Origin of the sequence: Brevibacterium sp. R8603A2, from assembly GCF_023072605.1 — a bacterium.
GTDB classification, from domain to species: domain Bacteria; phylum Actinomycetota; class Actinomycetes; order Actinomycetales; family Brevibacteriaceae; genus Brevibacterium; species Brevibacterium pityocampae.
The window spans coordinates 172,482-194,385 of sequence record NZ_JALLGN010000006.1 but is presented as its reverse complement, the minus strand read 5'-3'; the positions used below and the strand labels follow the sequence as shown (position 1 = coordinate 194,385).

Annotated in this window: 13 protein-coding genes, 1 tRNA gene and 1 pseudogene; 6 read left to right on the top strand and 9 right to left on the bottom strand. The window is 69.1% G+C overall.

All coding sequences use genetic code 11. The features are described 5' to 3' along the window. Window positions 1-52: 52 nt before the first annotated feature. Window positions 53-2,200: pseudogene (gene glgB, locus MTQ12_RS07945) on the top strand (1,4-alpha-glucan branching protein GlgB); the annotation flags it as partial. A gap of 162 nt (window positions 2,201-2,362) precedes the next feature. Here glgB and MTQ12_RS07940 read toward each other — a convergent pair. Continuing rightward, a complete protein-coding gene (locus MTQ12_RS07940; RefSeq protein ID WP_247425617.1) occupies window positions 2,363-3,169 on the bottom strand; it encodes a VOC family protein in 807 nt (268 codons plus the stop codon). A gap of 281 nt (window positions 3,170-3,450) precedes the next feature. Next, complete coding sequence (locus MTQ12_RS07935; RefSeq protein ID WP_247425614.1) at window positions 3,451-4,044, bottom strand: endonuclease domain-containing protein; 594 nt, start codon at window positions 4,042-4,044, stop codon at window positions 3,451-3,453. A 270-nt stretch (window positions 4,045-4,314) separates the two neighbouring features. Between MTQ12_RS07935 and MTQ12_RS07930 the strand changes: the two genes are divergently transcribed. Further along, window positions 4,315-4,881: a hypothetical protein gene (locus MTQ12_RS07930; protein WP_247425612.1), complete on the top strand. Its 567-nt coding sequence runs from the start codon at window positions 4,315-4,317 to the stop codon at window positions 4,879-4,881. 198 nt (window positions 4,882-5,079) lie between these two features. Here MTQ12_RS07930 and MTQ12_RS07925 read toward each other — a convergent pair whose 3' ends face one another. Then, window positions 5,080-6,912: a gamma-glutamyltransferase gene (locus MTQ12_RS07925; protein ID WP_247425609.1), complete on the bottom strand. Its 1,833-nt coding sequence runs from the start codon at window positions 6,910-6,912 to the stop codon at window positions 5,080-5,082. A 217-nt stretch (window positions 6,913-7,129) separates the two neighbouring features. Here MTQ12_RS07925 and MTQ12_RS07920 point away from each other — a divergent pair, with 217 nt between their 5' ends. The 3 genes from MTQ12_RS07920 (at window position 7,130) to MTQ12_RS07910 (ending at window position 9,289) form a co-directional block, all read left to right on the top strand. Then, window positions 7,130-7,876: an AraC family transcriptional regulator gene (locus MTQ12_RS07920; protein ID WP_247425607.1), complete on the top strand. Its 747-nt coding sequence runs from the start codon at window positions 7,130-7,132 to the stop codon at window positions 7,874-7,876. A 124-nt stretch (window positions 7,877-8,000) separates the two neighbouring features. Then, a complete protein-coding gene (locus MTQ12_RS07915; RefSeq protein WP_247425604.1) occupies window positions 8,001-8,813 on the top strand; it encodes a VOC family protein in 813 nt (270 codons plus the stop codon). Continuing rightward, window positions 8,813-9,289, top strand: a complete 477-nt coding sequence (locus tag MTQ12_RS07910; RefSeq protein ID WP_247425602.1) for a VOC family protein — start codon at window positions 8,813-8,815, stop codon at window positions 9,287-9,289. The genes MTQ12_RS07915 and MTQ12_RS07910 overlap by 1 nt, the downstream gene beginning before the upstream one ends. Window positions 9,290-9,530: 241 nt before the next feature. Here the strand turns inward: MTQ12_RS07910 and treZ are convergent, their stop codons facing one another. From treZ to glgX, 3 genes are read right to left on the bottom strand one after another with little or no spacing between them, the layout of a single operon-like run. Continuing rightward, complete coding sequence (gene treZ, locus MTQ12_RS07905) at window positions 9,531-11,963, bottom strand: malto-oligosyltrehalose trehalohydrolase (RefSeq protein ID WP_247425601.1); 2,433 nt, start codon at window positions 11,961-11,963, stop codon at window positions 9,531-9,533. 4 nt (window positions 11,964-11,967) lie between these two features. Continuing rightward, window positions 11,968-14,892, bottom strand: coding sequence for an alpha-amylase family glycosyl hydrolase (locus MTQ12_RS07900; RefSeq protein ID WP_247425599.1), 2,925 nt, complete (start codon window positions 14,890-14,892; stop codon window positions 11,968-11,970). Between the two features lie 37 nt (window positions 14,893-14,929). Next, window positions 14,930-17,206 (bottom strand): glycogen debranching protein GlgX, encoded by a 2,277-nt coding sequence (gene glgX / locus MTQ12_RS07895; RefSeq protein ID WP_247425597.1) that lies wholly within the window; start codon window positions 17,204-17,206, stop codon window positions 14,930-14,932. A gap of 421 nt (window positions 17,207-17,627) precedes the next feature. On the opposite strand from glgX, the gene MTQ12_RS07890 reads away from it, so the two are divergent. Further along, window positions 17,628-17,715 (top strand) — tRNA-Ser (locus MTQ12_RS07890). A gap of 1,071 nt (window positions 17,716-18,786) precedes the next feature. Here the strand turns inward: MTQ12_RS07890 and MTQ12_RS07885 are convergent. The 3 genes from MTQ12_RS07885 to MTQ12_RS07875 form a co-directional block, all read right to left on the bottom strand. Next, window positions 18,787-19,296 (bottom strand): hypothetical protein, encoded by a 510-nt coding sequence (locus MTQ12_RS07885; RefSeq protein ID WP_137318205.1) that lies wholly within the window; start codon window positions 19,294-19,296, stop codon window positions 18,787-18,789. Window positions 19,297-19,848: 552 nt separating this feature from the next. After that, window positions 19,849-20,193: an HNH endonuclease gene (locus MTQ12_RS15190; RefSeq protein WP_175406806.1), complete on the bottom strand. Its 345-nt coding sequence runs from the start codon at window positions 20,191-20,193 to the stop codon at window positions 19,849-19,851. Between the two features lie 734 nt (window positions 20,194-20,927). Continuing rightward, window positions 20,928-21,785 carry a hypothetical protein gene (locus MTQ12_RS07875; RefSeq protein WP_247425595.1) on the bottom strand — a complete coding sequence of 286 codons (858 nt, stop codon included), beginning with the start codon at window positions 21,783-21,785 and terminating at the stop codon, window positions 20,928-20,930. Window positions 21,786-21,904: the final 119 nt, after the last annotated feature.

Here is a 21,904-nt window from a genome sequence, read left to right as displayed (position 1 = left end):
GCGGATCCGCGCACAGGAGGATGACGGAACCATGAGCGAACTCACCCCCGAGCTGCTCGACACGATCGCGGCGGGAGCGCACTACGACCCGCACGGCGAGCTCGGCGCCCACCGCCTCGACGCGGAGCACGTCGTCGTGCGCACCGTCGCCCACATGGCCGACTCCGTCGCCGTGGTCGTCGACGGCGAGCACATCCCTGCCGAACACGTGCGCAGCGGCGTCTGGGAGGCCCGCCTGGCCCGTGCGGACGTCCCCGACTACCGCCTCGCGATCGACTGGGGCTCCGGCCCCGTCGTGACCGACGACCCCTACCGCTTCCTCCCCACCGTCGGAGAGCTCGACCTCCACCTCATCTCCGAGGGACGCCACGAGAAGCTGTGGACGGTCCTCGGCGCGCATCGCCGCACCTACGACGGGCTCGGCGCCGACCCGATCACCGGGACGAGCTTCGCCGTGTGGGCGCCGAACGCCCGCGCGGTCCAGGTGATCGGGAGCTTCAACGGCTGGGACGGCCGTGCTCATGCGATGCGCTCGCTCGGCGCCACCGGCGTGTGGGAGATCTTCGTCCCCGGCCTCGGCACCGGCGAGATCTACAAGTTCCGGATCCTCACCCGCGACGGCCGCTGGGTGGAGAAGGCCGACCCGCTCGCCCGGGCCGCCGAGGTGCCGCCCGGCACCGCCTCGGTGATCGCCGACTCGGAACACACCTTCCGCGACGCCGGCTGGATCGCCGCGCGCGACGCCTCGGTCCCGGCCGACCGCCCGATGGCCACCTATGAGGTCCACCTCGGCTCCTGGCGCCTGGGCCTGGGCTACCGGGAGCTCGCCCGCGAGCTCGTCGACTACGTGTCCGCGCTCGGCTTCACCCACGTCGAATTCATGCCCGTCGCCGAACACCCCTTCGGCGGCTCCTGGGGGTACCAGGTCACCTCGTACTACGCCCCGACCTCCCGGTTCGGCTGCCCGGACGAGTTCCGCCACCTCGTCGATGCGCTCCACGAGGCCGGGATCGGCGTCATCCTCGACTGGGTGCCCGCCCACTTCCCCAAAGACGAGTTCGCGCTCGCCCGGTTCGACGGCGAGCCGCTCTACGAGCACCCGGACCCGCGGCGCGGCGAACACCCCGACTGGGGCACGCTGATCTTCGATTACGGCCGGCCCGAGGTGCGGAACTTCCTCGTCGCGAACGCGCTGTACTGGATCGAGGAGTTCCACATCGACGGGCTGCGCGTCGACGCGGTCGCCTCGATGCTCTACCTCGACTACTCGCGTGAGGACGGCCAGTGGCTGCCCAATGAGCACGGCGGGCGGGAGAACCTCGACGCGATCGCGTTGCTCCAGGAGGTCACCGCGACGGTCGGCAAGAAGCACCCCGGGGTCGCGATCATCGCCGAGGAGTCGACCGCGTTCCCCGGTGTCACCGCACCGACGTCCGGCGGCGGACTGGGCTTCGACCTCAAATGGAACATGGGGTGGATGCACGATTCGCTCGGCTACATCGGACGCGACCCGATGTACCGCAGCTGGCACCACAACGACATCACCTTCTCCCTCGTCTACGCCTTCTCCGAGCAGTACGTGCTGCCGATCTCCCACGACGAGGTGGTCCACGGCAAGGGCTCGCTGCTCGCCCGGTTCCCCGGGGACCGCTGGCAGCAGCTCGCCGGGGTGCGCTCCTTCTTCGCGTACCAGTGGGCGCACCCGGGCAAGAAGCTCGTGTTCATGGGCTCGGAGTTCGGCCAGGAGGCCGAGTGGTCCGAGCAGCACGGCCTCGACTGGTGGCTGGCCGACATCCCCGGCCACCGCGGGGTGCAGCGGCTCGTGGCCGACCTCAATCAGCTGTACCAGGACACCCCGGCGCTGTGGGAGCAGGACGGGGTGCAGGCCGGGTTCCAGTGGCTCAACGGGGCCGACTCCGGGAACTCCGTGCTGTCCTTCGTCCGCTGGTCGACCTCCGGGGAGCCGCTCGTGTGCGTGGTGAACTTCTCCGGGCGGACGCTGAGCGACTACCGCCTCCCGCTGCCGTTCGGCGGGGTGTGGACCGAGCGCCTCAATACCGACGCCGAGGCCTACGGCGGCTCCGACGTGGGCAACATGGGGTGGATCGACGGCGAGCCCGGGGGATTCAACGGCTTCGACGCCTCCGCCGAGGTCACCGTGCCCGCCCTCGGCGCCCTGTACTTCACCCCCGGGCGCTGAGCCCGCTCAGCACCGCGAACTGCGCGGTATCCGAGACCGAGCACGCAATTGCGCGGTCGCATTCGGATACCGCGCAGTCCGTGCTCGATGTCACCCCGTGGTTCGCGATCCGTGCAGGATCTGCGACCGCGCGCGGTGCTCAGATCGGTCTCCCCGCGCCGGTCACTTGCCGCCGATGGCGAAGATCGTGGCTCCCCGGGGGTCGGCGAAGGCGGAGATGAAGCCGTAGGGCGAGGGGTCGGCATCCATCATCGCGAACGCGCCGAGGTCGACCGCGCGGCGCAGCGTGTCACCGGCGGAGTCGACGAGGTAGCACGTGTTCCAGGTGCTCGGCTGTTCGGGTGGGTACACCTGGGACACGTCCATCATCCCGAACAGGTAGTCGCCCTCGGGTCCCTTCGCGCTCGCATAGGTGTAGGGGAATCCCTCGGGCTGCTCGAACTCGACGCCGAGCCAGCGGCTGTAGAAGGCCCGGGCCGCGTCGAAGTCCTTGGTGTGCAGGTCGAACCAGGCAGGGCAGCCGGGCTGGGCGGCCGCCCCGAACCCGCGATGCGTGCCGGGCTGCCACAGCCCGATGACCGCGCCGGCGGGGTCGTGGAGCAGCGCCATCGTGCCCTGCTCACCGACGTCGGTCGGCTCAATGATCGCGGTGGCGCCCAGGTGGAGTGCCTCGTCGAAACTCTGCTCGATGTCGTCGAAGTGGAGATAGAGGTGCCAGACGGAGCGCTGGGACCCGGCGTCGTGGTGCGCCGGAGCGTCGGAGGGCGAGGTGTCGTCCATCGCAGCGCCGAGGCCGGCGACGGCGACCGGTCCGGAGTCGGTGCGCGCGGATGCGATGCGGTAGTCGCCGTGTTCCGGTCCCTGGGATTCGATGTCCCAGCCGAAGACCTCGCGGTAGAACGTCACCGAGGCGTCGACCTCGGGTGTGCTGAGCCCGGCCCAGCAGGGCTGTCCGTTGATGAAATCCATGGCGATCCTCCTGCTCGGGAACGGTGCGTGCTTCCAGTGTGCCCCCGAAAGCGCCGGCCAGGGTGGTGCCGAAGCGAGAGTTCACCTTGCGCCGCAGGTGGGCGGGGTGAGCCGGGTCGTTCAGCCGACCCGGGCGGAGCCGTCGGCGCGGGCGGTGGCGCGGGCGTGGTCCTGTCATCGAACTGCGCGGTATCCGAAGGGCGCCGCGCAATTGCGCGCTCGGTTTCGGATACCGCGCAGTCGGGTGTCGCCGAGCCGCCGGCGCCCCGAACCTACAGCACTCACAGGAGGCCCATGCGCATGAGCGCGCGGCGGAACCGGTGGACGTCGATGACGTCGGCCCACGTGAGTCGCACGACCGTGTACCCGCATTCGCGGATGCGCTGTTCGCGCTCCTTCTCGTCGAGCAGGACGTCGCGCCGCATGAGGTTGGGATCCGCGGCGGACGCGTACTTGCCCAGCCCGTCGACCTCGATGACCAGTCGTCTGCTCTGAAGCAGGAAGTCCACCTGCGCGACGCGGAACCCGTGCCGATCCTCGATCCACACCTGCTGCTGGACTCCCTCGACGCCGAGGTGGTGGAACCCCACAGTGGCCAAGCTCTCCGCCGGTGATTCGGCGAGCCCGGTCGCCCACTCGAATGCAGTGAGGAGTCGACGACGCCCGGGACCGTGGCCGGTCGATTCGATGATCTCAGCGAGCGTCTCCCTGCGGGCTGCGATCGCCTCGGGCTCCGGCGGGAACTCGCCCCTGCGCCGGTCCGCAGCACCGACGCGTTCGCCGCGGGCGAGGAAGGCGTCGAGCGCGACGACACCGGTCTGGATGCCGCTGTCGCGAGCCAGGTCGACCACGGTGCGCGCTCGTGTGGTGATCATCCGATCGGCACCGGCCGTCGCTGCGGATCCTGATTCGGTCGAAGGCGCCTGCGGCGAGAGCGATCGTATCGATGCACCCGTGGACCGGATGGCCGCCGTCGCCGGGCCGGGCCCGTGAATGGCCGCCGCAGAGCCGGTCGCCACGACCCTCACTGTTGAGCGATCCGGGGCAGGCGTCCCGGTGGTTCCCGGGTTATCGGGGGCTGGTACTGGCGGCGCCGGCAGGGCGGGCGCCTCGGCGGCTGTCTGATCGTCGAGAACGGGTGATCGGTGAGCGAGGACCTCGATGATGGACATCGTGTGCGCAGCGTCCACGATGCGCCGGCGTCGGTGGATCGATCTCGCGCTGCGGCTGCGCCGGGGGTTCACCAGCTCGATGCGGTTCGGCTCCGGGCCGATGTACGGAATCCCGAGAAGCAGACCAGCGGAGCGGTGGCTCACCGCGTCATCCTGACACAGCGATTCGTGGGCGAGTACCCAGCCGAGGTGGCGCTGTCGGAGGTAACGCCGCCAGCGCGGGTCGCTGCTGCGGGTTGTGCCCACCGCGGATCCGCGCGGGCGCAGGCCTTCCGGGTCGTCGACGAAGTACCCGAACGGGCGATGCCCAGGGACACCGCACTGCGAGATGACTTCGAAGACTCCGTGCGACAGGCGGTCGATGCAGCAGGACAGCGCGGTTCGGATGCGATGTTCAGCCGAGGGGTGATGGGCGATGTCGCGATACGTGAAGACGTTGTACATGCGCCGATGGTGCGTGCGGTCGAGCGCGACGGGAAGTGCGGCGACGGCGATGTGGATACTGGTGCTCGTTCCACAGGCGAGGAGTCGCAGCCGTGAGCAGGGATTCCACACGTGCACCGCACATCGGCGGGGTCGAGCACGAGCCGACTGCGCGGTATCCGGTGATCACCGCGCAATTGCGTGTTCGGTTTCGGATACCGCGCAGTTGGGCGGAGCGACCCGCCCACCGGCGCGGGAAAGGTCTGGCGCGGGAAAGGTCAGGCACGGGCAAGTACGGGTTCGCCGCCCGGCCGCTCAGCCCACCCAGGCGGAGCCGTCGGCGCGGGGGTCCGAGGCGGCCTCGGGCGTCTCCCCGCGCAGGTCGATGACATTCGCGTGGCCCATCCAGTCAGTGCGCGGGGCGGTCCACTGCACCGGCTCCGGGCTCGAGCGCTCGAGCTCCGCGACGGCCTCGGCGGGGACGTCCTCCTCCGCATGGACGGACTGCGGGGTGTCGTCCTGATGGCGCACACCGGTCACCCAGCGGGGCAGCGCGACGGCCTCGGCCGCGGTGCCGCCGCGCACGAGGTGCGTGAACAGGCGGGCATGGATCTGCGCCTGGGCCTTGCCGCCCATCGTCGCCTGCACGAGGGCCGGGCGGCCGGTCGGGTCGGTGACGATGACCGGCATGAGCGTGTGCGCGGGCCGCGTCCGGCCCCGGACCAGCTGCGGTGAGTCCGGGTCGAGGGAGAACATCGAGCCCCGGTTCTGGAACACGATCCCGGTGTGCGGGTCGAGGCAGCGCGAGCCGAACGCGGAGTACAGGCTCTGGATGAGGGAGATGCTCACCTCCCCGTCGCTCGCCGCGATCCCCACGGTGTCCCCGTCGGCCGGCGGGGTGGCGACGGGTCGTACGGTGTCGGCCGGGGAGGCGCCGCCGGTGGGAAAGGCGGAGCCGGCGGGAGAGGCGTTGCCGGTGGGGGAGGCGCCGGGGTCACCGCTGCCGAGGCGCCCCGAGCGGTCGAGGAGGAGCGCCGGATCGGTGTCCTCGGCGAGGACGGAGTCGCGCAGCGCATCCGAGGCGGCGAAGGACCCGGTCCAGATGCGGGCGAGCGCGGCGTCGGTCAGAGCGCCGTCGTCGATACTGTCGGCACCGCTGGACCCATTGCCACCACCGGACTCGCCGGTACCACCGGACTCGCCGACACCACTGGCCCCGACACTGTCGGACCCAGCGGCACCGCCGACACCGTCGGGCCCCGCAGCGCCACGGGGCTCGGCGGCCTCGCCGAGCTCATCGAGGTACCGCAGGAGTGCGAACCCCTGGCACGGCGCGCCACCGGTGTTCACCGTGAGCCCGGCGAACTCGGTGCTCAGCGGTTCACCGATGTGCACCGTGTAGTCGGCGAGGTCCTCCGCCGCGAAGTCCGGCCGTACCTGCTGGAGGTAGGCGAGCACGTCCGCGGCGACCGCGCCGTCGTAGAAGTCGTCCGGGCCGGCCTCGGCGAGACGGGTGAGAGTGCGGGCGAGCGCCGGGTTGGACGCCTGCTCGGCCTCCGCCCAGTCGGGTCCGAACATCGCCTCGACGAAGGCGAGTCCCTCCGGCCCCGAGGCGGCCGTCCGGTCGATCGCCCCGCGCAGCGACTCGCTGATCGGGTAGCCGTCGCGGGCGCAGGCGATGGCCGGTTCGAGCAGACGCGCCCAGGGAAGCCTGCCGTAGGTGTCGTGCAGGTGCTTCCACCCGCGCAGCGTGCCGGGGACGGTGATGGATTCCGGGCCGAAGGCGGGCACCCGCCCACTCGTGCCCCATGCCGCCGGGTCGACGGCGCGCGGGGCGTACCCGAACCCGTCGACGAGCTCGAGCGTGGTCTGCGATCCGGCGCCCGGGGCGGGTGCCGCTGACGTGGGCGGGTCCCCGTCCGCACCCGCATCCGCGGCGGCGGTGCGCGCGACGAGTGCGATGAGGTCCCCGCCGATCGCCGTGTTGTGCGGGTAGACGACGGTGAGCACCGCATCGGCGGCGATCGCCGCGTCCACGGCGGAGCCGCCGTCGGCGAACGCCTGCCGACCGGCCTCGGTGGCGAGTGTGTGCGGGGTGGCGATGGCGCGAACGGCCCCGACGGTGGGGGCGGCAGTCTGAGCAGTCATGATGCTGTCCACCCTAGCCGCGGCCGAGGCCTCCGTCACCGGTTCCGCGCCCGGCCGGAGCCTCGCGCGGCGCGCACTGCCGGCGCTCCACATCTCCACGACCCCTCCACGCATCCCTGCGCCCGGTTCGTGCGGAGCACCGCACACCGTGCCCCCGACCCCACCGGTGGCGCAGAGCGCCCTGCCACACCTGCGGCGGAGGTCGTACAGTGGTGGCATGAGTCACACCACGGCTCTCTCCGCCATCGCGTTCATGCGCCGTCTCCACGCGGACCGGATCACCGTCTACGACGTCGCCGACCACGTCGGCTACAGCCCGGCCCACTTCTCCCGTGCGTTCGCACAGGTCACCTCCCTGAGCCCCGGGCAGTACCTCGCCGCGGTCCGCTTCGATGCCGCCAAGCGCCTGCTGCTGGCCGAGGACTTCGCCGTGTCCGAGGTGTGCGCCGCCGTCGGCTTCGACTCGCTGCCGACCTTCACCCGCCGCTTCTCCCGCGCCGTCGGCACCACCCCGGCCGCGCTGCGCCGACTCGCCGAGAGCGTCGGCGAGCAGCCGCCTCGGCCGTTCGAGCAGACCCGCGGGCGCCACGCCCCGGTGCGGGTGCGGATCCGCTACCCGGACGACGGATGGGGCGGCGCAGACACCTGGTTGGGCTGGTATCCGCAGCCGGCACCCATCGGCCTGCCCGCCGCCGGTGTGCTCGTGCGGGACCGAGAGCTCGTCGACCTGCCCCTGTGCCCCGGGAACCCGTGGCTGCTCGCCTTCGTCGTGCCGCCCGCAGCGCAGGTGAGCGACCACTTCGCACTCGGTCGTCCCGTCGTCGCGGTCCACCGCACCCCCCTCACCCAACCGCTGCCGGCCGGAGCCGAGGTGACGCTCGACCTCGGCCCGGCGCCGGGCACCTCGGCGCCCCTGCTGTCCGCCCTGCCGGTGCTGTGGGCGCAGGAGCGCAGGAACGGATAATCACGCCCGCCCGTACGGGCTTACCGTGGGGAACACCGACAGGGCCGGAATCAACCGATTCCGGGCACCGACACATCCGACGCCGATCGCAGCGACCGGCACGGTGGAGAGAGAAGGCACGACCATGGCACGTCCGACCGGAGAGCCCACCTGGCTCGAGTACAGCGCGAACGGGATCGCGGGTTCCATCGACTTCTACCGACAGATCTTCGGCTGGGAGTTCGAGGACCTGGGCCCGGAGATGAATCACTACCGCATGGCCGTCGCAGAGGGCGGCCGCCAGTCCGGCTTCATGGACACCACCGGGATGACCTGCCCGGACGGCGAGGAGCTCACCCCCACATGGGACGTCTACCTCTCCGTGGACAGCGTGGACGAGCGCCTCGAGAAGGCCCGCGCGAACGGTGCCCGGGTGGTCGTCGAGCCCGCCCGGATGGAGGGCGTGGGGACCTTCGCCGGGATCTGCGATCCCACCGGGGCGTTCGTGGGCCTGTGGGAAGACGGCGGGTTCGAGGGCTACGTGTTCTCCGGCAAGCCGGGCACCCCGGTGTGGTTCGAGCTCATGAGCATGGACTTCGACGCCTCGGCGGCGTTCTACTCCGCGGTCTTCGACTTCGACATCACGCTCATGGACAGCGATGAGGACGACCCGCAGCCCGACCTCCGGTACGCGACGAACGCACCCGGGGAGAAGGCGAGCGCAGGGATGTGCGAGGCGAAGGAATGGTTCCCCGCCGGCACGAAATCGTTCTGGCGGCCGTACTTCGGGGTCGCCGACGCCGATGCGACCGTCGCCGCGATCGAGAAGGCCGGCGGGAAGCTGCTCGACGGGCCGATCGACTCCCCGTTCGGCCGGGTCGCGACCGTCGCGGACCCGAAAGGCGCGAGCTTCCAGATCAACCAGCCGCTCCCCGGCGGCCCGGGAGCGGGATCCTGATGGCCGCCGTCGACACGATCACCCCGTTCCTCTGGTTCGCGGACTGCGCCGAGGAGGCGATGGAGTACTACGTCTCCGTGTTCCCCGACTCCTCGATCGACGAGATCATGCGCTACTCCGCCGACCTCGAAGTCATGGGGGAGCAGTTCCAGGGTATGGCCGGGAAGGTCAACGCTGCGTGGTTCACGCTGGCCGGCCGGAGGTTCGGCTGCCTGGACGGCGGGCCGTACTTCACCATCACCGAGGCGGTGTCGTTCGCGATCGCGTGTGCCGACCAGGCGGAGATCGACCACTACTGGGAGAAGCTCTCCCACGTCCCGGAATCGGAGCAGTGCGGCTGGTGCAAGGACCGGTTCGGAGTGTCATGGCAGGTGGTGCCGGCGCGGATGAGTGAGCTCGTCCGGACGCCGGCGCAGATGCAGGCGATGCTCGGGATGGAGAAGATCGTCATCGCCGACCTCGAGGCCGCGGGCTGAGTCGTCTGGCCGGCTGACCCGTTCGAGTGAACCGTCCGTCCGGATGACTCGCATCATCCAACTGCGCGGTATCGTGCCCCGAGCGCGCAATTGCGCGCCGGGTTCCGGATACTGCGCAGTTGGATGAAGCGGCGGATCGCCGCTTGCGCAGCGCCTCGCCGGTTCAGTGCACCGCAGGGTCGGCGCGTCGCAGGGTCGGCGCGTCGTGCTGGACATGTGCCGCCGGGGCAGCGCCGCGGGGTCAGCCCGCCGTGGTGAGCACGACCGCGGACATCGGGGGTACGCGCACGGTGCCGGCTTCGATCGAGGCGAAGAGCTCGCCATCGGCGTCGGTCGCGCCACCGGCGTCTCGTGAGGCATGCGAGTCCTCACCCGACCCGGCGCCGCGCTCGGCGAGGAACCCGGCGGTGTCGAGCAGGATCGACGCGGCACCACCGGGCAGCTCGACGGCTGCGGCCTCGGTCCCGAGGTTCGCGACCACGTGGAGACCGCCGATCGTCATCGCGACCCACCGGTCACCGGCGCTCCCTCCGCCCGCGGACGCGTCCACCGTGATGTCGGCGAAGGCGAGCTCGCGGAACTCGGGCCGCTCGGCGCGCAGCGCACCGAGAGCGCAGTAGAGCTCGAAGATCGCCCGCCGGGCCGCGGTCCCGGTCCCGTGAGCCGATCCCGTGCCCAGCCCGGCCCCGAGAGCCGGTCCCGTGCCGAGCCCGGAAGCGGCGAACCCGGCATCCGCGGCCCCGGCTCCGGCCGCCTCGGATCCGGGGACCCCGGCTCCGGGCGCCTCAGCCGAGTCGTCTCCGCTCCCGTCCTCACCGAACTCCGTCCAGTCGAGGACGGAGCGGGTGGAGGTCTCCGGGTCCTGCGGGTCGGGCACCGCGGACTCGTCCCAGCCCATGCGCGCGAACTCGGACTTCCGGCCGTTCGACACCGCCTCGCCCAGCCAGTCCTCGCGGTGGTCGGTGAAGAACTGCCAGGGGGTCGAGGCCGCCCACTCCTCACCCATGAAGAGCATCGGGGTGTTCGGCGCGAGCATGAGGAGGACCGCCCCGACGGCCAGCGCATCGGTGCCGACGAGGTGCGACAGCCGCTCCCCGGCCGCCCGGTTGCCCACCTGGTCGTGGTTCTGGATGCAGACGATCAGCTGGCCCGGTGACACCCGGTCTCCGTCGATCGGCCGGCCGTGGGCGCGGCCGCGGAAGGTCGAGAGCGTCCCGTCGTGGAAGAAGCCGCTGCGCAGCACCTTCGGGAGCGCCGCGGGGTCCGCGAAGTCGGCATAGTAGCCCTCGGTCTCCCCGGTCAGCGCGACGTGCACGGCGTGGTGGAAGTCGTCGCTCCACTGGCCGGTGAGGCCGTCCCCGCCGTCGGCGCGAGCGGTGATGAGCCGGGGGGCGTTGAGATCGGATTCGGCGATGAGGTGGATCGGGTGGGCGCGTCCGAGCGTGCGGGCCAGCTCCTCCATGTGGACGGTCATGTCCTCGAGGATCGGCAGGGCGCGCGAGTCGAGAAGGGCGTGGACGGCGTCGAGCCGGAACGCGTCGACGCCGTAGTCGGCGGCGAACATCGCGAGGTCGTCGAGGATGAGGGCACGCACCTCGTCCGAGCCCGGGCCGTCGAGGTTGATCGAGTCGCCCCAGGGGTTCGCTGCCGCGGCGTGGAGGTAGGGCCCGAACATCCCCAGGTAGCTGCCCGAGGGCCCGAGGTGGTTGTACACGACGTCCTGGATCACGCCGATCCCGCGGGCGTGGGCGGCCTCGACGAAGCGCCGATACCCCTCCGGCCCGCCGCAGCTCTCCTGCACCGCGAACCAGCCCACCCCGTCGTACCCCCAGTTGTGGAGGCCGGCGAAGGTGTTGACCGGGAGCAGCTCGACCCAGCCGATGCCCAGGCGCACGAGGTGGTCGAGCTTCTCGATCGCCGCGTCGAAGGTGCCGGCGCTCGTGAAGGTGCCGATGTGGAGCTCGTAGACCGGGGAGGAGTCCCAGGCCCGGCCCGCCCAGCCGCCGTCCGAGGCGCGTTTCGCCGCAGGGGCGTCCGACGCCGAGGTGGGGGCCGGCTCGCCGTCGGCGCGGTCGGCCCAGCCGCCGTTCGGGCTGCTGCCCGCTGCCGAGGTGCTCCCCGGCTGTCCGAGGACCGGCACCGTGGCCGACGGACCGTGCGGCCCGTAGGGCTGCCGGCGGGAGCGCGGGTCCGGGCGCAACGCCGGATCCTCGTCGAGGAGGTAGCCGTACTCGATGACGGGGGCCTCGGTGCCGCCGGCGGCGCCCGCGGCGTGGTCCGCGAGATCGCGGAGCACGGCGGTGAGCGCATCGGAGGGAGCGGTGACGGCCCACCAGCCGGCGGGCGTGGTCTCCATCGCCTCGGTGTGGAAGCCGAGTGCGCTGAGCTCCTCGCCCTCGACGGGGGCCTCGCGGTACTGGGTGCGGGCGAAGTCGGTGCCGTAGGGCGCGTCCGCGAGGCGCCAGGCGAGGCGCACGGTTCCGGCAGCCGGGGCCCAGACGCGGAACACCGGGTCGCTGCCGGTGACCGGGTCGCTGCCGGCGACCGGGTTGATGCCGGTGCCGGAACCGGCGTCGGGGTCCGGCCCGGCCTCGGGGCCGGTCACGAACCCGCGCGCGATGCTCGGATAGTCGGGGAAGTGGAAGGTGGCGTCGATGCCGGGGTATCGCGTCATGGGTCTACTCCACGCGTTCGAGGACGGCGACGGGCAGGCGGTCGAGGAGCTCGGCGACCTGCAGGCGGGTGCCGGTGAACTCGGCTCCGGTGAGCACGTCCCGCCAGCGGCAGGGCGCCTCGGGTGCGGGGGCCTCGCTGGGCTCCGCGGAGCCGGTGGTGCCGGCGGTGCTGGTCCCGGGGTCGTCCGCGGGGAGGTCGTCAGTGGAGCGGTCGGGGTCCGTCTCCGCGAGCACTTGGGCGAGGTAGGCGTCCTCGTCGAGCGGGCGGAGGTCCTCGGCGGCGACGGTGACCGCGGTGTCGGCCCACCCGCCGGCCGCTGCCAGGCCGATCGGCAGGCGGGTTCCGACGAGCAGCACGCGCCCGCCGAACAGCACGGCCAGCGCATGCTCCCATTGCGCGCCCGTCCGCCCCACCGGCCCCGGCGGGCCGGTGAGCAGCGGGCTGTCGGGGACGAACACCTCGCGCAGGCGCGTGCGCAGGTGGAGCAGGCGAGAGGTGAGGAGGAGCTTGACCGCGCCGGAGTCCCAGGCCGCCTCATCGCTGAGATCGAGCCGGTCGATGCCGCCGAGGTGGCGGCCGCGCTCGCCGTAGTCCACCGGGCGCCGGTTGTCCGGGTCGACGAGCGAGCGGTCCCACAGCTCGGTGCCCTGGTAGACGTCGGGGACGCCGGGGGCGAGCAGCTGGAGCGCCTTGGCGACCAGTCCGTTCGAGTGCCCGGCTGCACGGATCCGGCCGTCCATGTCCTCGATGAGGGCGCGGAGCTCGGGGTCCTGCTCGGTGGCCTCCATGGCGGCGCGCAGCTCGTCCTCGAACTCTTCGTGGTTGTCCGTCCACCAGGTGTAGAGGCTCTGCTCGCGGGCGGCCTTGAGCGCGTACTCGGTGAGCCGCTCCGGGGTGGCCGGCCAGGCACCGAGCACCGCCTGCCACAGGAGGATGTCGAACGAGGTGTCCGCCGCGAGCGGCGCCTTGGTGCGCTCGATGCTCGCGTTGACGCCGTACCGTGCGCCGGCGGTGACCATGAGGTCGGACTCGTCGGGCCGGTAGCGCACGGAGGTGCGCTGCCGGGCGGCGGCGAGGAACGCGAAGAACTCGCCAGGGAGCTCGGCGAGAGCGAGGATGCGGGCGCGGGTGTCCTCGCTGCGCTTGGTGTCGTGCGTGCTCAGCGAGTTGAGGCCGTGGGGAGTGGTGCGCATGCGGCGCTCGAACTCCTGCCACAGCGCGGCCGGCTCGAACGGCTCCTCCGGCCGGCCGCCCACCTCGTTGAGCGCGGTGAGCGCGGCGTAGCGGTAGAAGGTCGTGTCCTCCACACCCTTGGCCATGATCGCGCCGGTGGACTGGGCGAACCGGATGAAGGTGGGATGGTTCGCGGTGGTGAGCACGACGCCGAGGTACGCGAGCAGCCGGTCCGAGGCGGTCGCGGAGCGGGCCGTCGAGCGGATCGCCGACAGCGCGCGCATGATGATCTGGCCGTCCTCGCTCAGCGGCGGCAGGTCCACGGTATCGACGGTGTCCGAGAGCTGGGCGAGGAAGTGCTCGCGGTCGGTGGGCGCCGGGCGGTAGACGCGGTAGACGGGCAGCGAGGCGGCGAGGATCCCGAACACGTCGGCGAGCTGCTCGATGTCGATGTCGAGCGGGTCGGCGCCGATCACGGCGCGGGAGCGGGCATCGCAGTGGAACCAGCCGATGGCCTTGAGCTCGCGGGCCAGACGGAGCATCTCCCCGGACAGCGGGCCGAAAGCGAAGTGCGTCTTGGCGGCCTGCTCGATCTGGGTGAACAGGCCGTGCACGGAGGTGGGGTGGCGCTGCAGGTGGCGGCCGGCGGCCGCGAGGCCCGCCGGCTCCTCGGCGGCGTCCGCCCCCTCGACCGCTTCACCGGGCAGCGGACCGCCGGCGAAGAGCTGCTGGCGGGCGGCCTCGAGGTGGAAGAACCCGGCACGGTCGGTGAGCGCACCGTCGATGTAGGCGATGAGCTCGTAGCCGGTGGTGCCGCGGGCGCCGGCCTCGGCCCAACCGGCCGGCAGCAGCTCGCGGGCACCGAGGGACTCGAGGGCCAGGATCTTCTCCGTCACGATGTAGGCCCCGGTGAGGTGGGTGAGCCGGGTCAGGTACTCCTCGGGCCGGGCGAGCCCGTCGATGTGGTCGATGCGCAGCCCGTCGACCAGGCCCTCGGTGAACCAGGAGGCGATCTCACGGTGGGTGGCTGCGAACACGGCGGGGTCCTCGACGCGGATCCCGGCGAGGGTCTTGATCGAGAAGAAGCGGCGGTAGTTGAGCCCCCAGTCCTCGTGCTTCCAGTGGACGAGCCGGTAGTTCTGCACCGCGTGGAGCTCCTGCGGCGTCATCCCGTCCTGCAGGCTGCCCGGGGCCACCGGGTAGAGGTTGTCGTAGTAGGCCAGCACGGGGCTGCCCTCGTGCTCGCGGATCTCGAGCTCCCCGAGGTGCTCGGGAGCACCGAGCTCGGCGAGGACGAGCTTGCCGGTGGCCGGGCGGGTCCAGCCGTCGGCGGGGCGGAACGGCGCGGTGTCGTCCGCGCCGGCCGCCCAGTCGACGTCGAACCACTGGGCGTACCGGGATGCCTCGCCGAAGGTCAGCAGATCCCACCAATACCGGTTGTGCACGGGTGTGGCGACGCCCATGTGGTTGGGGACGATGTCGACGAGCACCCCCATGCCGGCCGCGTGAGCGGCGCGGGAGAGCGCCTCGAGCCCGGCCCGCCCGCCGCGTGCCTCGTCGACCCGGGTGGGGTCGACCATGTCGTAGCCGTGGGTCGACCCGGGTTCGGCGGCGAGGACGGGGGAGAGGTACACCCAGTCGATGCCGAGGCCGGCGAGGTAGGGGATCTGCTCGGCGGCATCGAACAGGGTGAAGTCGGAGGTGAGCTGGAACCGGTAGGTGGACGCGGGGACGGGGGCGGGGCGCTGACTCAATCTCACTCCTGCTCGGTCGGGTGGGCTCGGGCGGCGCTCAGATCTCTTCGTAGCCGGGACGGACCTTCTCGCCGGCCTCACCGGGCACGCCGAGGTCCTCGACCCGGCGGGTGCCGGTGCGGCTCGACGGCTCGTCACCGGCGGCCTGACCGGCGGCGCTGCGCGAGGCCAGGGACGCCTCGACGGTCATCGCGGTCTCCTCCTGCGTGCTCGCCTCCTTGAGGATGAGCATGGACTTGCCGCACAGGGTGATCTTCTCCCCGGCGGTGAACACGTTCTCCTCGGTGAATTCGCCGGCGGTGTCGAGCTGGACCTCCCAGCCGGGGGCGAAGTCCTCGCCGGGGAACACGAAGTCGACGTCCTCGAGGGAGGCGTTGTAGAAGACGAGGAAGTCCTCGTCGCGGATCGGGCGGCCACGCTTGTCCATGCCCTGGATGCCGCTGCCGTTGAGGTAGACGCCGACGGCGTGGGCGAAGGAGGTGTGCCAGTCGGTGACGATCATCTCCTCGCCGTCGGTGTTGAGCCACACGAGGTCCGGCAGGGGCTGGTCGACGTCGGAGCGCACGACCTGGCCGTCGAAGAACCGGGAGCGGCGGAACGTCGGGTGGTGCTCGCGGATCTCGAACACGCGGGCGGTGAATTCGATGAGCGGCTGGTCGGCGTTCTCCCAGTCGATCCAGGCGAGCTCGGAGTCCTGGCAGTAGGCGTTGTTGTTGCCGTGCTGGGTGCGGCCGAGCTCGTCGCCGTGGCTGAGCATCGGCACGCCCTGGCTCAGCGCCAGGGTGGCGATGAAGTTCCGCTGCTGGCGGGCACGCAGGGCGAGGACCTGCGGGTCGTCGGTCTCGCCCTCGGCGCCGTGGTTCCACGAGCGGTTGTGGGATTCGCCGTCGCGGTTGTCCTCGCCGTTGGCCTCGTTGTGCTTCTCGTTGTAGGACACGAGGTCGGCCAGGGTGAAGCCATCATGGGCGGTGACGAAGTTGACCGAGGCGAAGGGGCGCCGGCCGGAGTTCGCATAGAGGTCCGCGGAGCCGGAGATGCGCGAGGCGAACTCGCCCACCGTGGAGTGCTCGCCGCGCCAGAAGTCGCGGATGACGTCGCGGTACTTGCCGTTCCACTCCGACCACAGCGGCGGGAAGTTGCCCACCTGGTAGCCGCCGGGGCCGATGTCCCAGGGCTCGGCGATGAGCTTGACTTGGCTCACCACGGGATCCTGCTGGATGATCTCGAAGAAGGTCGAGAGCCGGTCGACGTCGTAGAACTCGCGGGCCAGGGCGGCGGCGAGGTCGAATCGGAAGCCGTCGACGTGCATCTCCGTGACCCAGTAGCGCAGGGAGTCCATGAGGAGCTGGAGGGAGTGCGGCATCCGGACGTTGAGGGTGTTGCCGGTGCCGGTGTAGTCCATGTAGTGCTTGAGGTCGTCCTCGACGAGGCGGTAGTAGTGCGTGTTGTCGATGCCGCGCAGGGAGATCGTCGGGCCCATGTGGTTGCCCTCGGCGGTGTGGTTGTAGACCACGTCGAGGATGACCTCGATGTCCGCGTGGTGGAGGGCGCGGACCATCTCCTTGAACTCCTGCACCTGCTGGCCGGACTGGCCGGAGGCGGAGTACTCGTTGTGCGGGGCGAGGAAGCCGATGGTGTTGTAGCCCCAGTAGTTGCGCAGGCCCTCCTCCTCGAGGCGCTGGTCCTGCACGAACTGGTGGACGGGCATGAGTTCGAGTGCGGTGACGCCGAGCTTCTTGAGGTGCTTGATGACGCTCGGGTGGGCGACGCCGGCGTAGGTGCCGCGCAGCTCCGAGGGGATGTCGGGGTGCATCTGGGTGAGGCCCTTGACGTGCGCCTCGTAGATCACCGACTGGTAGTACGGGTGGTTGGGGTGCTGGTCGCCGCGCCAGTCGAAGTAGGGGTTGATGACGACGCCGAGCATCATCGAGTCCGCGGAGTCGTCCTCGTTGTAGCCGGTGCCGTCGCTGCCCATCGGGTAGGAGAACATCGCCTGGCCCCACTCGATCTGCCCGGAGACCGCCTTGGCGTAGGGGTCGAGGAGGAGCTTGTTGGGATTGCAGCGCAGGCCGTTGTCGGGGTCGTAGGGACCGTGGACGCGGTAGCCGTAGAGCTGGCCGGGCTCGACCTGCGGGAGGTAGCAGTGCCAGACGTAGGCGTCCTTCTCCGTGAGCTCGATGCGGTCCTCGTTGCCCCACTGGTCGAAGAGGCAGAGCTCGACCTTCTCCGCGGGCTCGGAGAAGATCGCGAAGTTCGTTCCGGTACCGTCGTAGGTCGCACCGAGAGGGTAGGGCGTTCCTGGCCACACTTGCATTGAGGATGTCTCCTGACAGGCTCGGTTTCACGGGACCGGTGGGTCCTGCTCTAGCCTACCGAGTGGTCCGGACGCGGATTCACCGGCCTCCGCGGCGACGGATGAACTGTTGCCGAACTGTGGCGCGGGTCGCGGGCAGGCGACGACGGGACGATCCGGTCCCGGTGGACGGCCCCGGGACGGCCGGGCGTCACAGCGGGGACGTCGCGGATGGAGAGCCGCCGGAGCCCGGGCGGCGCAATCGGAGCTCCGGCGTCACAGCGGGGACGTCACCGGCTGTCGGCCCACAGTCCGCCCCGGTGTCCCAGCGGGGACGTCACAGCGGGGACGTCACTACACCTCGCCCGGGTGTGTGGTTGTGACAGAATGTGGGGTGCACCGCCAGGCAGGACGGGGTCTCCCGGCCGGTCGCCCGGTGCGAGGTGAGTTGACAGAGCGGCCGAATGTGACGGTCTTGAAAACCGTTGCCCCCACAGGGGCCGTGGGTTCGAATCCCACACTCACCGCCACAAACCACCACCCCTGACCAGGGCAAACGCTCGACCATCTCGAATCGTGGCCGATGGGTTTGACTCGAAGATCAAGTTATGCAGGTGCCTGCGTTCAGCCTGCTTCACGATCTCACTGTCACGCTACTGTCACGGAAACGCGGATTTCGTTTGACGTGATGACCGTTCCAGGTGTAGAAGCACTGCGGTTCCGCAACAAACGATCGGGCCATGACCTCGGCGGCGGGCGAGCTAGTTGGCGTAGGAGAAGAAGTCCTCCGGCCGCAACTCCGACGACGGGGCGCACAGGCCGTCGGCGTCGCCTCGGATCGTAGAGTCCGAGGCTCAAGGGCACCCGGCCCGCCGGTGCCCGCGGCAGCGTTGTTCCACGCATTGAGGTAAGCGCGGATCGTGTTGTCCGACCGGCCCATGATCTTGCTCGCCTCGACGACTCCGAATTTATCGTCCGGACGATAAATTCCTAGGACCTCGCTTCGCCGGCTCCACGCTTGCGGCGATCAGCCGGGCGGTTCACCCACCCCGAAACCCCGGCTAAAACACCCCGAACGCACGCTCACACGCTTTCGAACCTGAGCAGAATCTCAGCCGCTGTCAACGACCGGTCCTGCCCGACCGTCGCAGGGGGTCATGGGGCACCCCTATGCCACTGAGACGCACGCTACGGGGCCTGGGCCGGCCGTGGGGCCGCCCCTCAGCCCTGCACACCGTCGCGGCCCTCCAGGCCCGTACAGGCCCTCCTGCGGCCTCCTGGCCTCTGCCTGCCCTGCCTACCCTCTGCGTCCTCGGTGTGTGTCTGCCGCGCTGGCCGGTGGTGTGGTGGCGTTGTCTGGCTGGTGTGCCGGGCGCGGTGGTGGCTGCTAGGGCGTACAGCACGCTTGTACGGTCGAATTCCTACACGCTACGTAGGACTTCTGAAAGCAACGGGGGTGTGTTGGACAGTCGGGCCGGGGCAGCCCCCTTGTTCTCAGAACACACACGCTTCGTGTAGTAAATCGAGGTATACCCGCCCAGGAATACAGTGCAGCTCTACAGGCCCGACCGAGGTCATTTACTAAGTGAATGATTGAAGCGTCAGCGGCTGCGCTTCTCAATTGCGGCGGCACGAGTAGGCTCGGCTGCTAAGCGGACGATCAGTGCGCCTGCCACATGGACCATCAGCCATGCGTCATCGAGAGTGGCATGCGAATGGTTGTGGGAGTCGCCTAGTTCACTGCGGTCAGCGGATGCCCAATCAAGAAATTTGGTGACCCCGGCTGCCAGGTTTTGGTCGTGGCCGGCAAGAAGCCCTCGCTTCTTCGCGTCCTTGATCAACGGTCCCAACGCGCCTCCTTCGCACCCCAGCGCTTGGAGAGTTTCCTGCAACGCGGTTCCAGCATCCGTGATGGCGTTTCCGGGCTCGCCGTTGACTATCTCTTCAAGGGCGGCGAGGTATGCGGCCTGCGCTCCCGAGAACTCGCGACTCACCAACAGTCGCACCGCAGGTTCAACGACCTCCTGCAACAGCTCATCCGACTTGAACGGCACAAGATCACCATCAACGAACTTGTAAGCAACTCTGTGCTCCCGGAGGATGTCATTCACCAAGCCCTCGAACAACGCCCTGGATGTGTAGTCGTGAGGGGCTATGGACTTGTGCGCTGCCGCTAGTGCGTCGAAAACGAGCTTTCGGTCGGTAGTTGCTTTGAGGTCAGCCCAGCCGAAGTATGAGCCTAGGTCGTAGCCACCGTGAACCCGTAGGAGAAAGCTCACCTCACTTGGCTCGATTCTATGGGTCCCATAACTCATCTCGTGGCTACTCACCCACTGCCATGCAGCGGCGAGCCGGACACGCGCTCGATGGTCAACGGAATCGCTCCACAGATTTTCTCCTGCGGCTTCTTTGTCTGCAGTTATTTGATTTCGGAGGCGGTTGGACGGGAGGACCATAGGCCCAAGCATAAGGATCTGTGAACCAATTCACCCTCTTGCAACTCGCGACCGCGGCGCATTCCGTATCACGGCCGCTTTTGGAAAAGACTGCTTCACCGCTCCACTTGCGGAGACGTTTAAGCGCTGGACTCCGGATGACTAGACGTGTTCTGCCGAGCGTCAATGACGCAGCCTCTCAAGCCCGTCCAACGAGGTATACCTCTGTCACTGGAACCCCGGTAGCAGCGGATGGTTCGGATTGAGCTCGCGCAGCGCGTCCTCAAGCTCCTTGATCCGAGCGAGGAAGTTTGATCGAGCCATCATCTCTCCGAGGTTCTGTGCTTGCGTCACCGGTTCCAGGTGGTCCGGATTCGTGCACCGTGGGTTCGCGCAGACATGGTGAGCAACAAGCTCTCCAAGCGGTTTGCCGAGTTTGGCTTCCAGGGCCAGGCGGTGAGGCAAGAACTGGCCAGCTCTGTTGAAGCCGATCCGACCATAGCCCCGAGAATCGACCACGCCTTGCCACTCCCAGCACCCAGACGCGATCTTGTCGGAGCGCTCTTCGAGCACACGAAGAATTGTCCGGTAGTCCTTGGACTCCACTGCCTTCCGCAACTCTCCCCAGGCCCTCTTCTCTCGACCAGGGCAATGCGGAGAGCAGTACTTCACAGCACGACTCGTCGTTGTGAACTCTGTCCCGCACCCGGCACATTCGCGCACGTACTCTTTCAGCGGACGGCGAGCCTTCGATTCGCTGTTAAGTTCCCGGTGGCGGCGTCGCCGGCACTCTGTCTTGTCGCACGTCCAGGAGTTGGAGCGCTTCGGCTGGAACGGCTCTCCGCACTGGCTGCACTCTCGCTCGCCCAACACACGGCCAAGAGTGCCGCGCTTGTACTGGCCGTAGTGCTGGGAGCAGAGAGACCGAGTCTCAGCCAGCTTCTCGCACCCCTCAACCGAACACTGCTTGGGAGCCGGTTTCGGGCGCTGGTAGAGGGGATCGCCGTGCTTATGCCACTTGTCGTAGTGAGGCTGACACAGCCCCCGAGCAACCGGACGTTCTCCGCAGCCAGCAACGCTGCAGGACTTGCGATTACCCATATGAGAACCGTATCAGTTCGTCTCTCCTCGACCGCTTCGCTTTTCGCCGCCGCGTGAATGTATAATGGGTGGTAGCGGGCGCCGTTCGGCGGCTAGAGGAGCAAAACCTCAGTTCGCACAAAAACAGTGGAGACCCAGGTTCGACTCCTGGCTCCGGCTTTGCCGGAAGTAGCTCAATGGGTACAGAGCCCCCGTGTTCTTTCTTCTCACCAAGACGATGCCGTCCAGGCGCCAGCTGCTCGTGCAGCGTCCTGTAGTTCGGATTCAGTGAGGCGGAGTCCGGAGTAGTGGAAGCGCGCGAATCCGATGAGCCCCTGTTTCCATTTGCGGCTGTTTCGTGGGTGCTTTGCCGTTTCTGCGTAGTCCTCGACTGCGTAGGAAGCCCAACTCTCCCTGCTCAGCTTCTGCTCAAGAAGATCATTAACCCGACGCGCGCCTTCTTTGGTCACGGCGAATGCGGCGATCAAGTGCCCCAGGGTGAAGTGCAATTGCCCATCAACGAACATGGCCTCGGCCGCGCCCATTGTGAGTTTCTCCCACTTTGCGCGTTGTCCCGAGCTGAGTGATGCTATGGAGTCGCGCACCTCTTTGGTGATGCTCCCTGCGTGATGAATCTGTGCGTTCCTGGCGCAACGGAGCACGTGGAAAAGCGAAACGTTGTCGGCTGGTTCAGGAGTTCCTGCCGCTTGATACAACGTCTGGTGCATGCGTCCAGCATTGAGGGCAGCACGATCCCGTGCGACTTTGTACCCCTCGCGCTGCAACATCGAAACTGCTTCCTTGACGAATGCCTCGTATAGGGCAAGCGCATACGGAATCGCAACGGCTGCAAGGTGTGCATCGGCGTCGAGCAGCAGTTCCGAGGCGTGGTCAGGAAGAAGATTGAACCGGTCGATATCCTCGACAGAAGGAAACAGCCCGGGCAGATGGTGGGGCGATCCTTTGTGGAGTTGAAGGCTGTGAGCGGACAGCCGTGATCCCGCAAGCAGGGCGATCATCGCATTGTTTGCATCAACGCGGGCCGCGACGTACTCCCGGTATCGCGCGAATTGGATTTCACTCATAGCGCACTATTCTATTGGTCTGCCGAAGGCCGACCAAGCTTTCCGCGCTCTGGACACGTCCGGGCCTGTGACTGCATGTAAAAGCACGCATACCGTGATTGTCGGTTGACGCACTCCCG